The organism is Microcoleus sp., from assembly GCF_049646505.1.
Lineage (GTDB): Bacteria > Cyanobacteriota > Cyanobacteriia > Cyanobacteriales > Microcoleaceae > Microcoleus.
On sequence record NZ_JBARVX010000409.1, the window covers coordinates 1 to 13,402 of the forward strand.

General features: G+C 48.9%; 9 protein-coding genes. 5 read left to right on the plus strand and 4 right to left on the minus strand.

What is annotated here, in order from left to right:
* The 4 genes from WBA89_RS20235 to folK form a co-directional block, all read right to left on the minus strand.
* Nucleotides 1–4,137, minus strand: a 4,137-nt coding sequence (locus WBA89_RS20235) for a beta strand repeat-containing protein (protein WP_424408973.1), incomplete at its 3' end; no start/stop codon positions are given.
* Between the two features lie 468 nt (nucleotides 4,138–4,605).
* Nucleotides 4,606–6,051, minus strand: coding sequence for an FAD-binding domain-containing protein (locus WBA89_RS20240; protein ID WP_424408974.1), 1,446 nt, complete (start codon nucleotides 6,049–6,051; stop codon nucleotides 4,606–4,608).
* 92 nt (nucleotides 6,052–6,143) lie between these two features.
* Nucleotides 6,144–6,692: an NUDIX hydrolase gene (locus tag WBA89_RS20245; protein ID WP_194067716.1), complete on the minus strand. Its 549-nt coding sequence runs from the start codon at nucleotides 6,690–6,692 to the stop codon at nucleotides 6,144–6,146.
* Nucleotides 6,693–6,770: 78 nt separating this feature from the next.
* On the minus strand, nucleotides 6,771–7,259 hold the full coding sequence (folK, locus tag WBA89_RS20250) for a 2-amino-4-hydroxy-6-hydroxymethyldihydropteridine diphosphokinase (protein WP_424408975.1): 489 nt from the start codon (nucleotides 7,257–7,259) through the stop codon (nucleotides 6,771–6,773).
* 299 nt (nucleotides 7,260–7,558) lie between these two features.
* Between folK and WBA89_RS20255 the strand changes: the two genes are divergently transcribed.
* From WBA89_RS20255 to WBA89_RS20275, 5 genes are all read left to right on the plus strand, one after another.
* Complete coding sequence (locus WBA89_RS20255; protein ID WP_424408976.1) at nucleotides 7,559–8,026, plus strand: hypothetical protein; 468 nt, start codon at nucleotides 7,559–7,561, stop codon at nucleotides 8,024–8,026.
* The gene (locus WBA89_RS20260) at nucleotides 8,019–8,156 is read left to right on the plus strand and encodes a hypothetical protein (protein WP_424408977.1); all 138 of its coding nucleotides are present in this window, start codon (nucleotides 8,019–8,021) and stop codon (nucleotides 8,154–8,156) included. The genes WBA89_RS20255 and WBA89_RS20260 overlap by 8 nt, the downstream gene beginning before the upstream one ends.
* Nucleotides 8,157–8,263: 107 nt before the next feature.
* The gene (locus WBA89_RS20265) at nucleotides 8,264–10,612 is read left to right on the plus strand and encodes a PhoX family protein (protein ID WP_424408978.1); all 2,349 of its coding nucleotides are present in this window, start codon (nucleotides 8,264–8,266) and stop codon (nucleotides 10,610–10,612) included.
* An 86-nt stretch (nucleotides 10,613–10,698) separates the two neighbouring features.
* Complete coding sequence (locus WBA89_RS20270; RefSeq protein ID WP_424408979.1) at nucleotides 10,699–10,944, plus strand: LuxR C-terminal-related transcriptional regulator; 246 nt, start codon at nucleotides 10,699–10,701, stop codon at nucleotides 10,942–10,944.
* 132 nt (nucleotides 10,945–11,076) lie between these two features.
* The gene (locus WBA89_RS20275; RefSeq protein WP_424408980.1) at nucleotides 11,077–13,176 is read left to right on the plus strand and encodes an SPFH domain-containing protein; all 2,100 of its coding nucleotides are present in this window, start codon (nucleotides 11,077–11,079) and stop codon (nucleotides 13,174–13,176) included.
* The last annotated feature ends 226 nt before the right edge of the window (nucleotides 13,177–13,402 follow it).

The following is a 13,402-nucleotide window of genomic DNA, read 5'->3' on the forward strand; positions in this document are numbered from 1 at the left end:
GTCCGGCGTACCGTTGTGCCTGACTTCTGCTTTGCCGTTGTCTGAAGTCTTGAAAATGCTGAGGTTCAGGGGGTCGCCGTCGGGGTCGCTGTCGTTGGCGAGAACCTCGATATCGATCGCGCTGCCAATATTTACAGTTGCAGTGTCGCTAAGTGCGATCGGTGGCTGGTTTGCGATCGGGAGAGGGGGGAGTGGCGGAGTGGGCGGGAATGACGGAGTGGGCAATGTTGGAGTGGGCGGGCGTGGTGGAACGGGCGGGAGTGGCGGAGTCGGAGATGGTGTCGCATTGAAAGTCAAGTTGACATTAGCTGTTGCCGTACTCCCTTGACCGTCAATGACTTGATAGCTGAAGCTCTCTGTGCCACCATTAAATCCGAGGTTGGGAGTATAAATAATAAAATCATCATTGGGATTGTCCGGTGTATTGTTTTGATTAACGACTGCCTTTCCATTCACCGGATTAGTAACAATGCCGATCGTCAGAGGGTCGCCATCGGGATCGGTGTCGTTGGACAGGACATCGATCTTGACTGGATTTTTGCGATCGCCGATCGCACTGTCGTTGACTGCTACAGGTGATTGGTTGGCGATCGCCAATCCCTGAGAAAATTCCGAAGTATTGTTAGCAGGATCGGTCGCCGTTGCTGTAATAAATTGACTGACGGGTAGAGAACTGCCATAGGTATAGTTGAAACTATTTTTACCGCTACTGTCCGTAGTGACAATCGTAGAACCGAGGAAGGTTGCGCCTTCGCCAAAGCCACTCGGATCGAGACTGGAGTTGGCAAAGAATTCCAGCCTAAACTGTTGATTTGGAATGCTATTGAAAGTACCTTTTATATCTGTTTTTTTGCCATTGGAGTGGGCAAAACTGATGGTGGGAGAGTTTCGCTCGTTACTAATTTCGTAGTGAATAATACCGAAAGTATTATTGTTGAAAATACTATTGCCTAAAATCCCATTGCCCGTGCCAGAGTTAACAGCAACTCCAGCTAAATTGTTGTGGGCGATCGTATTTCCAGTTCCCGGATCGATACCGCCGATCGAATTGTTGTTTGCCCCATCCAAAATCACTACACCGTTGGCTAGATTCCCCAAGGGGCTGACTCCATCTAGCTGAGTGCCGATATAATTGCCTTGCAGCAAATTGTTAGCAGTAGCACCGCGCCAAAAACTCACGCCATTGCCTTTGTTGCCGGAAATCAGGTTGCGTTGCGCTGCCGTATTTCCCCCAATGATATTGTTGGCGGCAGTGCCGATCCCTCCTATGCTTTGAAGGGCTATACCATCGCGGCTATTGCCCAAAGCAACGGTACCTGTCTTATCCGTACCGATAAAGTTGCCCTGCACTTTGTTTGCCCGATCGACAATGTATATGCCGTTGCCACCGTTGCCAGAAATCACATTGCGATCGCTCACTGTATTTCCGAAACCATAGATATGCACACCTCCTGAGATATTGCCCAAGTCTTTTGTACCCGTGACATCCGTGCCGATGTAGTTGCCCCGAATCGAGTTGTTTGTACCGCCGATCGAGATACCTGTGTAATTGCCAGAAATCACATTGCGTTCCGCATCGTTAGTACCGCCGATCGTGTTATCGGAAGCACCTGGAAAGGTGACAACTCCGTGATATGAGAAGTTGTTGGGGTTCAGAATTGCCGTACCCGCTGCATTGGTGCCGATGTAGTTGCCCGATACAGTTGCGAACTTGGCTGCGATCGTAATTCCGTTAACGAGATTGCCCGAAATTACGTTTCTTTCGGCAGTATCGTTAAGTCCGTCGCCGTTGGTGCCGATGCGATTCTGGATTCCGGCTGAGGCATCGATCGTAATACCATCGCCACCGTTGCTGCGAACAATATTGCCAGTTAAATCGGTACCGATGTAATTGCCGTAAATCCAGTTATTGGCTGCCCCATTCGACAGCTTGATGCCAGCCCGATTGTAGGAGGGTTCGCCGGAAAAGCGGTTAATTGCCAGTCCTCGGACGATCGAATTGCTGGCTTGAATGTCCAGTCCCACAGGTGAATTCGCGGCTGCACCGTTGAGTTCAATTCGCGGCGCACCCAGGAATCCGGGGCCGCCTTGACTCCAACCGTCGATCGTGAGGGCATCTGTAATTGTCGGTAAAGCAGACTTGAGATCGATCGTCTGAGGAGCGTTAAATGCGATCGGGATCTCGATCGGCTTCTGGAATGGTAATGGAATCTGGAGGAAAGTGGTAATTTGGAATGCGATCGTATCTGCGCCGGGATGAGCGTTGGCATTCAGCATTGCCTGCCGCAGCGAACCAGGGCCGCTGTCATTGGTATTTGTCACCAAAAAAGTCACTCCAGCATCTGACAGGACATTGACAGTCGCAATGTTGCTGTCTGCTTTGCCGTTGCTGACGCGATAGGTAAAGCTGTCGCCGTTGAAGTTGGCACCGGGAGTGTAGGTAATCAAGTCATCGTTGGGATTGTTCGGCGTGCCGTTGTTGTTCACAACTGCCGTCCCCTTGGTGGGATTGGCGACTAGGCTAATTGTTAAGGGGTTGCCATCGGGGTCGATGTCGTTAGCCAGAACATCGATCTTGACTGGAGTGTTAGCAGGTGCGATCGCACTATCATTTTCTGCTACAGGGGGCTGGTTGCCGATCGAACTCCTGACGCTGATGCTGCCAAAAAAATCGCTATTATCGGTAGCACTCCGTGAAGCATTAACACTGCTGTTCCCGCTGAAGGCAGGCATCGTATTAATTGCCGTCACCGTTGGCGCGACAGCCACCCCTGCCGCACTGGCGAGTTCAGGAGTCACGGCAAAAATTGCCCCGCCCTTTCCCTGACCGTTGGCACCGGATTTGGCATTAAAACTAGCATCGACGATGCCACCCAACCCACCTATTGCCTTGTTATTGAGAAATTTGCTGTTGACTAGGGTGAGGGAACCGCTGCGAATAAAAACGGCACCCCCCAGTCCAGCACCGCCACCACCTCCGCCCGTAAAATCATATTCGCTCTGGCCGCCCGCGCCGCCATTGCCGCCGAAGCTTCCCCCGTTACCCGCAATACCGCCAGAACCATAGGAACTGGTACCGCCACCACCACCACCACCACCAAAGCCTCCATTACCACCGTTACCGCCAAAGTTGAAGGGACTGGTGCTGGTCTCACCCAGAGCGCGACCGCCGCTGCCACCACCACCGCCAAAGCCGCCTCTTCCACCTGTACCGCCAGCAATACCCGAACCCCCGCTACCGCCGCCGCCAAAGTCGCCACCACTGCCGCCAAAACCACCCCAATTGCCACCGCTCAGGCCCCCGCCACCGCCGCCACCGCCAACACCGCCGTTGCCACCCTTGCCCGCGAGGCTGCCACTCCCACCACCACCGCCACCTCCGCCAACACCCCCGCCGATCAAGCCATTTTTCTGGTCGATACCAACACTGCCATTTTGCTGGTTACCGCCCGTGACACCACTGTTACCATTACCTGCTGGATCGCCGCCAAATATGGTGCCTGTACCGCTACCGCCTCTACTACTAACGTCGCCAAGGGCACCGCCACTGCCACTGAAGCCGCCACCGCTACCACCAATGCCAAAAATGGTAGTGCCGCCGTTGCCACCAAAGCCACCGCCACCGCCGCCAGCAACATCGCCGATCCCCCCCCTACCACGAAAGCCGCCACCGCCAGCGTTTTTAACGCTACCATTTCCACCAACTGCCTGGTTGTTTGAGAAGGTAACGTTATTTACGCCGACGGTACCGCCATTAATAAACAGCGCACCACCCATGCCGCCGCCGCCTCCACCGTTGTCGCCGCCCTTGCCCCGACCGTTTGCCAGGGTGAGATTGTTGAATTGAACAGTTCCTTGATTGACGAAGAAGAGGCGGACATCGCCATTGTCGTTGCTGCCATTTTTGTTGGCATCGCCGCTGATAGTCAGGTTGTTGATTCCAGTACCTTTAATTGTCAGGCTGTCGTTGACGATTAGTTGTGTTGAAAGGGCGATCGTTCTGGGTACAGCGAAGAATATGTGGTCGAAGATAATTGTGTCTGCGCCAGCTTGGGCATTAGCCTGTTTGATGGCATATCGCAGAGAGCCGGGATCGTTTTCGTTGTCGTTGGCGTTGGTGACGGTGAAAGTAGCCATAATTATTTGCCCTACACTTTTTCCTCGGTTTAAACAATACAGAACTCAACTTCAAGAAGAAATCTGGAGTTTCCGTTCGAGAAGCCTGCTTTTTGAGTTGTTCGCAATCTATTACCTGGTATTCACAATCTGAGCCGATCGGTCAAATATCCGTACACTCAGCCCAGACACGCTCGTCACCCTGACGGAACCATCCGCGATCGCCCTGAAATATTTTTTGTCTATTCCTCAAAATTAGCTAATTTTTTTTTGTATCGCACCAGACTGTTACGTAATTTTACATAGTCCGCAAAGCGATGCGAAATTGTCGATCGAAGGCGAGGATTGACGGGTGGCGATGCACCCTACAGCTACTGTTGCACGAGTTCTGAGAATTAGTACAAGTTCCCTGAAAGCAGACGAAATAATGCGATCGCCCTTTCGGAACTGGCTAACCTGTTATTCCCATCAATCAACTGAATTTGATGTTTAAATTTTTTGCTGCTTGTAAAGTTCCTTAAACTTGCGCTGCTGCTCGTTGTGATCCACGATCGGATCGGGATAATGAAGCAGCCGGCGTTCTATAGGTGAAATATTTCCTGTTAGCAAAAGTTTCGTATCAACTCGGCGCAATTCTGGAACCCAGTGCCGAATATATTCCCCTTCCTTGTCAAATTTCTGAGCTTGACTGGCGGGATTAAATATTCGCAAAGGTTTCGGGTCCATCCCGCTCGATGCGCTCCACTGCCAGCCGCCATTGTTAGCAGAAAGGTCGCCGTCAATCAAATTTTGCATGAAGTATTTTTCACCCCACTGCCAGTTAATAATTAAATCTTTGGTGAGGAAACTGGCGACTATCATTCGGCAGCGATTGTGCATCCAACCAGTCTGATTTAACTGCCGCATTGCTGCATCGACAATCGGATAACCAGTTTTGCCCCTGCACCAAGCTTGAAAGAGTTTTTCATCGTTCTCCCAAGGAAAGTTTTTGAATGTTTGACGGTAGGGCCCATCTGCTAATTCAGGGAAGTTATACATGGCGTGTTGGTAAAATTCCCGCCAAGCTATTTCCTGTTGCCAAGTGCGGATGCTTGTGCACGCTTCTTCGCTGCGGCAAGTGTCCATTACTCTCTGGGTAGCTTGCCAAACTGTGCGGATACCAATTGCACCGAATTTGAGGGCGGCGCTGAGTTGCGATGTGCCGTTATTTGCGGGGAAATTGCGCTGTTCTTGATATTGGTAAATTGCGATTTCGCAAAATTCTTCCAACTTGGCTCGCGCTGCATCTTCTCCGGGTTCTATTACTAACGGATTTTCCCAAGTAAATCCCAAACTAGATGCCGTTGGCAGTGTTTCTGTTGCACCTGCTTGGTTGGCGATTTCTTGTTCTTGGGCGGTTAATCCGGTCATTAATTCCAGATAAGTTATCGGCATTGTCTCTACTGGTTCAGCTTTGGGTTTGCTGTGCCAATTTTTCCAAAATGGTGTATAAACTGTGTAGGGTTTTCCTGCACCGCTGCGAATTTCATCTGGGGCGTGCAGGATTTGATCCCAAAAATTTTCAACTTTAATTCCTGCTTGTTCGAGAGCTTTTGATACGCTTATATCTCGCTCTTTTGCATAGGGTTCAACATCCCGGTTCCAAAATACTGCTTTGGCATCGATTGCTGTTGCTAGTTTGGGGATGCCGTGACTGGGTATATCTTGAATTATCAGCAATTGGCTGCCTGCTTCGCTGTAATGCTGCTGAAGTTTTTGCAAGCAACCTATCATGTATGTGACACGGGCGGGCGCTACGTCATCGCGATCGAGAATATGCCTGTCGAGACAAAAAATCCCGACTACTTTCGGGCTTTGCTGGCGCGCGGCAGCCAGTCCGATGTTGTCAGAAATACGTAAATCTCGACGGTGCCAAAATAAAATTAAGTCTGACATTTGATTTGAGGTTTGATATTTTTGTACGGTGCGTCGCTGCCACAATTCTAGTTGTTTTCGACTGTATGCGAGCGACGCACTGCGATACTATTTTACATCAAAAAAGGGCGCGCTAGAAAAAAGCTAGAAATTGATTTTGCATCAATTGGTTCGCCTGCTAAAATGGCTTTTTCTAATTCCTCTGGAGTGAATAAAACTGTTTCCATGTCTTCATCATCGTCTTGTTCTGGCGGCTCTTCCAGCTTGACCAAATCTTGGGCTAAAAAAGCATAAATGATTTCGTCAGAATAACCTGGTGCGAGCATGAATTTGCCCAATTCCTGCCATTTGCCGGCGCGATATCCGGTTTCTTCTTCGATTTCGCGTTTGATAGTTTTTGCGGGATCTTCATTAAGTTCGATCGTCCCGGCGGGAAATTCTAAAATCCGCCCTTTGGCGGCGAACCGGTATTGTCGTACCAAGACGAGTTTACCTTCGGGGGTGACGGGAACTGCAAGTGCTCCGCCTGGGTGGCGAATACATTCCCAGTCGCCTTCGGAACCGTTGGGAAGGCGGAGGCTAGCTACGTCGAAGTTGAATTTGCGCCCTTGGTAAAACAGGCGCTGTTTGAGGAGTTGGGGCAGTTCTTTTCCTAATGGCATAAGCGATAAGCGAATAATGTTTGATTGCACTAATTTATGACATCATAGGCGATCGAAGCCCTGAATTTTGCTCAATTTCTACACTTTCATTTTTTGCACTCCCGAACAGTTTACCTTTTGCACGAGTTGGTCGATCGCACTTTTCGTCACTGGATGCACCCAATCCGGCGCAATTTCTGCTAAAGGTACTAATACAAAAGCTCTTTCGGTCATCCGGGGATGAGGTAAAGTCAGCGTCGGAGTTTCTAGGATTAAATCATCATACAGCAGCAAATCTAAGTCGAGGGTTCTCGGCCCCCATTTTTCGCGGCGAATCCGATTAAATTTTATTTCAATTTCTAATAAAGCGGATAGCAATTGTTTCGGTTCTAGGGCCACTTCTAGGATGGCACAGGCGTTGATGTAATCGGGTTGGGGAGGCCCGACGGGGGCGGTTTTATACCAGCTAGAATGGGATTTTACGGTGATTTCGGGGGTGTTGTTGAGAGTGGCGATCGCGCTAGAGAGTGTGGCGAGGGAGTCGCCTAAGTTGCTACCGAGGGCGATCGCGCATTTTGTTGATTTCATTGGGAATTGGGAATTGGGGTTACGCACTGGTATTTACGAGCTGTTTTGCATTTAAATTCTGTTTTTGGGGCAGGTGAAATGCCCACCACAAGATTTTTCTTAAAGTTGAATTGGAATAATTTAACCGCAGAGAACGCAGAGAGCACAGAGGGAGATAAGAGAGATGAATAATTCGGATGAAGAGCGGATTTGACACAAGTCTTCATCGCGTTCTAAAATATTGTTTTAATTTGAGCTTAATTTACGGTTAATCTTTGTTTGTTATTATTAACAAATGTCAGTATTTAAGTAATAAATTAATGAGTTTGCACCGTCGCATTTTCTCTACCGCCATCTTGGCAACTCTCAGTTTAGCAGCAAGCACATCGATCGGTTTAACTGAAACTAAGGAAAGCTATCTTACCCTAAATTCGGACGACAGTCAATCTTTTGCAAGTTTGGTGCAGCAGGCGGAAGATTTGGCCGCATTGTCGATCGCCCGCCAGTTACAAGAAAATCCCGGATTAACAGAAGTTACGGTGATTGTTACAGCCACTCGCAGCCGGCAGTTAGTTCCGGTTTTGCGATCGAGAGTATCCCGCAGCCAGTGGCAAAAAGATTCGAGAATCGAACTGTGGACTAGATATTTTGCGGATGCTAAATTGCTGCTGGGATTCAGAGACAGCAATGTTTCCGCCACAAATACCGGGCCTTCGCAAGCGATTAATGTACCAGCGCCGAGTCGATCGGCATCCCGACAAAACGATCCGGGTTTTCGAGATGATTGAGAAATTGGGAATTGGGAATGGGGAATTGGGAATTGGGAATGGGGAATTGGGAATTGGTCATCGGGAATTGGTTGTTGCTGGCAACAATCACCAATCACCAATCACTATATTTAACTTGTTGTTAACCTAAATCTATCCCTACTTTAATTAACCTTGAGGTTAACTTCCGTTAATTTAACAGTGATAAAGTTTCATACGGAATCATCTGATTAGAGATTTTGGGTTGAACAGGAATTTATGTCTAAAATAACTCGCCGACAACTGTTAATTTTCTTCGGTAGCAGTGCAGCTACTACTGCGATCGCTCCAAAGCTAACTCAAAAACTGTTCGGTATCAATTCCAGCGATGCCAAAGCTGTAGTTACGACATCTTTCACTCCTCTAAGACTTCCCCACCCGCTGCCGATTTATCAAGAATTGTCCAGCTTTATGCCGATCGCCCCAAACGGACAGGGAACGGTAATGGCGGCGTCGCAGAATACTAAATTAACCAGTTACAGCGTGGTTGACGATGTGGTTGTGCCGCCGGAATACGAACGTTACGTGATTCTCCGCTGGGGCGATCGAGTTTTCCCCGATTTGGCAGATTATTTCGGTTACAACAACGACTATACCGGCTTTGTAGGCATTCGCGGCAGCAATGACGACGGCTATCTGTGGGTTAACCACGAGTACGTATCTTTCCCGATGTCGAAAGTCGCGCCGGATACGCCGTCAGATGTGGCATCCTTCCCAGCGACCGATCGCGCCGTCCTCGGTATAGACTTATCCGTAAAAAATCAGGCTACTCTCGGAGAATTCCTCTACAATCTCGGCGGTTCGATCGTCCGCATCACCAAACAAGCTAACGGTAGATTTTTGGCGATCGCCCGCGATCCCCTCAACCGACGCATTCACGGACTTTCCGGCCTCGGAATCAACAGCCAGCGCAGCGACACATACAAAAATGTCACCTCCTGGGGAACCAGACAAGGCGACGACAACTATCTTACAGCCACGGGCCCCGCAGCCACCCAAGTCTTCGCCCAAGTCAACAGCGACGGGCTCGGCAACCGCATCATCGGTACAGCCTACAACTGTTCCGGCGGCACAACCCCTTGGGGAACAATCCTCTCCGCCGAAGAAAACTTCCAAGGCAGCGAAGCATTTTTCGTGGGAGTGCAGGAAAGCGTCAAACCCAACGGCGGCCAAACCGGCTACGCTAAGGGCACTACGGGCGAAGAATTCGGCTTAGTCGGCGAAAAATACGGCTGGATGGTAGAAGTAGATCCCCAAGATCCGAGTTTCCGCCCCCGCAAACACACCTCTTTGGGCCGCTTCCGCCACGAAAACGTCGCGATTCGCGCCGAAGCGGGACGCAGGTTAGTAGTGTACATGGGGGACGATCGGCGCGGCGGGCACACCTGGAAATTTGTCAGCAGCGGTACTGTCACAAATCCCGCAGATAAAACCAACAGCCGCTTATTTGAAGATGGCATTTTGTACGTCGCCCAATACAACCGCAACGGTGCGGGAAGATGGCTGCCGCTAGCAATCAATAGCCCGACGAATCCAGTCAGTCCTTCTAAAGTTGGCGAAGCGGAATTAGCAAGTTTTGGCAAAGCTCAAAGAGATGCCAATACTCGCTTGCCCAAACGCAGCGGAATTGCCGATCAAACAGAAGATGGCGGTTCTTTTGTAGTAGATACAACTAATGAAGCAACAGCACTTCCCGGCTACAGAAATAAAACTCTGGCTAATTTCTACACCAGCCAAGGTGCGGTTTTAGTTGATGCTTTCTTAGCTGCTAATTTAATTGGTGCTACTCCGACGGCGCGGCCTGAAGATTTGGAAGTTAATCCTACTACTAAGGAAGTTTTCATTGCTTATACTGACGGCGCACCGGGAAGCGATGGATATCCAGATTCTCGCATTTTTACTGTTGCTAAATACACTGCCGCCCTCAACAGCACCCAGCAGTCGGGAGGAATTTACAAAATAATTGAAGATAGTTCCGACGGTGCGGGTTCGACATTCCGCTGGCAGCGTTTTGTTCAAGGCGGAGAAGCCGGTACAGTAGCTGGGGCGGGATTTGCTAGTGTAGACAACTTGGATTTTGACACTCAAGGCAATATTTGGGGTGTCACTGATATGTCTACGAGCACGCACAACGGTTTTGATGTTGGTGCTGCTGGGAAGCCAAATGCGATCGACCACAAAAAGACTGGAAATGTCTCGGATTTTACGGGTGTTTTCGGTAACAATTGGCTGTTTTACATTCCGACTTCCGGGCCGAATGCAGGCAGTGTAATTCCGTTTGCTCAAGGCCCGAACCGCTGCGAAATGACTGGGCCGACTTTTGTGGGAGATACGCTGTTGCTTTCGGTGCAGCATCCGGGGGAAGATTGTCCGATCGATGATGGTACTGTGCTCAGCCGGCAAATTGAAATGTTGGATTTGAACGGTGCTGTTTTTAATCAGACTCGTAGTGTTTCTCGCGGCAGTTTGTGGCCTAGCAATATCTCGAATGATTCGCGCCGATCGCCGATGCCGTCGGTGATTGGAATTCGCCGGGTGCGATCGACTCCAACGGGTCAGTTTGTCTAGGGCGATCGGCTGCTGATTGTACGTCATATCTGTAGGGACAGGGCATTGCCTTGTCCTTACTTTTGAGAATAGGTACTATATCGTTTTTGATAGCAACCGTCAAGTTTCACATCAACAATATTTTGAGCAAAATGGGAGTTGGCGATCGCACGCAGGCCGCAATTTCCGCGTTAAAACGGGGGATTGATTGTCAGTTTGTAGTTTCGCGCAAAACCCACCCTAGGATTTACGCATGGGTGGCCCGAAACCGGGTTTTTACCAACATACTTTCGTTACAGGCGACAAAAACCGCAAAAACCCGGTTTCTTAAATTGTGTGCGCCCTCAGAATAATAAGTATTTATACTAAAAAATCTGACTATTATGAACGCAAAAAATGATAAATAAGACCTTAAATTTTATGTAAAAACTTGGTAGCAGAGCTAAGCTGGAACTCCTAGGACAAATTAGACCTTATCAAAAAAAATGCTTTATTCACTTTTGCCCAAATCTCAAGTCAAAGTCCGCATTTTAAAACAGTTAGCAGCCGTTGTTTCGGCTTCCTTAGCTCTCAGTGCAATTACAACTTTGAAACCCTCGCCGGTATTAGCTGCTAGCAAGATCCCCCCAGCACAAACCTCGACTCAGTTAGTCGCAATACCAGATCCTAGCTGGCAGCTAGGGCAGTTGCGTACCACTGTTCCCGTGCAGACAATGCAGCTAGGGCCGGGCGGATTTATCCCGATCGCGATCGGCGGTATGATAATTATTCTAGTCCTGCCATTATTTTTTGGCGGATTAGTCGTAATTGGCGATCGCGAAGTTGGCATTGTCAGTAAAAAGTTTAGCCTCGGCAAAAAGTCTTTACCAGCAGGAGATTTAATTGCCTTAAACGGAGAAGCCGGATATCAAGCTGATACTTTACCCCCCGGTTGGCACTGGGGTTATTGGCCCATACAATACAGCGTCCGCAAAGAATCTCTAACCGTAGTTCCTCAAGGCGAAATTGCTTTAGTTATCGCAGCCGGAGGCGCGCCGATTCCGCCGCAGCGCATCCTCGGCCAATACACAGAATGCGATAATTTTCAAGATGCTCGCAAATTCCTTAATGCCGATGGAGAAAAAGGCAGACAACTAGGCATCCTGACGGGCGGCAGCTATCGAATCAACACGGCATTGTTTACTGTAATTACAGCAGCAAATGCTCCGAAGCACGGGATGACATCGGAACTGTTAAAACTGTACAAAATTGCTCCAGATAAAGTAGGAATTGTCACAACTTATGATGGAGTTCCGATTCAAGACGGCGAAATTGCAGGGGCGATTATTCCGAATCACGACAACTTCCAAAACGCGCAAAAGTTTATCAGCGGTGGTGGCAGGCGCGGCTTGCAAGAACAAGTTTTGCTTTCCGGTTCCTGGAACTTAAATCCTTGGTTTGTCGGCGTGGAACAAGTGCCGATGACCGAAATCCCGATCGGCTATGTTGGCGCAGTTATTTCCTATGTTGGTAAAACCTCGGAAGATGTCAGCGGCGCTGCTTTCACCCACGGTAATTTAGTAAATGTCGGCAATAAAGGGGTGTGGGTGACTCCTCTTTATCCAGGGAAACATCCGCTAAATACTCGCATTTTGAAAGTAGAATTAGTGCCAACTACTAATATAGTATTGAATTGGTCTGGCAAGACAGAAAGACACAGTTATGATTCTAAACTTTCATCTTTAACCGTGCGTTCTCAAGACGGTTTTGCCTTCGATTTAGAAGTAGCTCAAATTATTCACGTTGGCGCTTTGGATGCTCCGAAAGTTATCTCGCGCGTGGGTTCGATGCAGAATTTAGTAGACCACGTTTTGCAGCCGACAATTGGCAATTATTTCCGCAATTCGGCTCAAGCTTATTCTGTGTTAGATTTTCTCTCGGCCAGGAGCGGCAGACAAGCGGAAGCAGCCGAGTATATCAAAGCAGCTTTGCGTACCTACGACGTACAAGCAATTGATACTTTGATCGGCGATATTTTGCCGCCTGCAGAGTTGATGCAAACTCAAACAGACCGCAAAATTGCTGAGGAACAGCGCAAGACTTATGAGGTACAGCAACTAGCACAAACTCAGCGGCAACAATTGGTCAGGGAAACTGCTTTGGCTGAGATTCAACAAGAGATGGTGAAATCGGAACAAGGCGTGAAGATTGCTGAGTTGAAAGCGAATTCTCAGGTGAAACAAGCTCAAGGCGAGGCTGAGTCGATTCGGGTGAAGGGAAATGCTCAAGCTGAAGCTTATCAGGCGGGTGTTGTGGCTTTGGGCGGTTCCGGTTATACGGCTTTGCAGTTAATGCAAATTATCGGTGATAGTCAGGTGCGAGTTGTCCCGGATGTTGCGGTTAGCGGCAACGGTAGCGGCGGCGGTTTGGTTGACGGTTTGCTGGGAATGATGATGTGGAATCAAACTAGCAAAAATGGAGGTAATGGCGGGGAATTGCCAGTAGTTAAGTTGGAAAAATCGCAGCCTGTTGCTGTAGAAAATTTTCCTGATTTACCAGTAGCTAAGCTGCATTCAAGCAACCAAGCAACAAGTAGCGAATCCTGATATCAAATCCGGTAGCATCGGAATGATTCAGATATATATTCTCTCCCTCTGTGTACTCTGTGTTCTCTGTGGTTAAATCATTCCGATACAAGCGGAAACGATATGATACTTTCCATGAGACTGAGATTGATTCGCTGTTTGATGAATTGCCGTTTGACGATCGAGCTTTTAGTTAGGCTGTGCAGTTTGTAGTGAGGAATGAAGTCCTCTCTTAAAGCTTTTAGTC

Coding starts and splice junctions, on each gene's coding strand:
- WBA89_RS20240 (WP_424408974.1), bottom strand. CDS start 6,051: ATGTCAGACTTAATTTTATTTTGGCACCGTCGAGATTTACGTATTTCT.
- WBA89_RS20245 (WP_194067716.1), bottom strand. CDS start 6,692: ATGCCATTAGGAAAAGAACTGCCCCAACTCCTCAAACAGCGCCTGTTT.
- folK (WP_424408975.1), bottom strand. CDS start 7,259: ATGAAATCAACAAAATGCGCGATCGCCCTCGGTAGCAACTTAGGCGAC.
- WBA89_RS20255 (WP_424408976.1), top strand. CDS start 7,559: ATGAGTTTGCACCGTCGCATTTTCTCTACCGCCATCTTGGCAACTCTC.
- WBA89_RS20260 (WP_424408977.1), top strand. CDS start 8,019: ATGATTGAGAAATTGGGAATTGGGAATGGGGAATTGGGAATTGGGAAT.
- WBA89_RS20265 (WP_424408978.1), top strand. CDS start 8,264: ATGTCTAAAATAACTCGCCGACAACTGTTAATTTTCTTCGGTAGCAGT.
- WBA89_RS20275 (WP_424408980.1), top strand. CDS start 11,077: ATGCTTTATTCACTTTTGCCCAAATCTCAAGTCAAAGTCCGCATTTTA.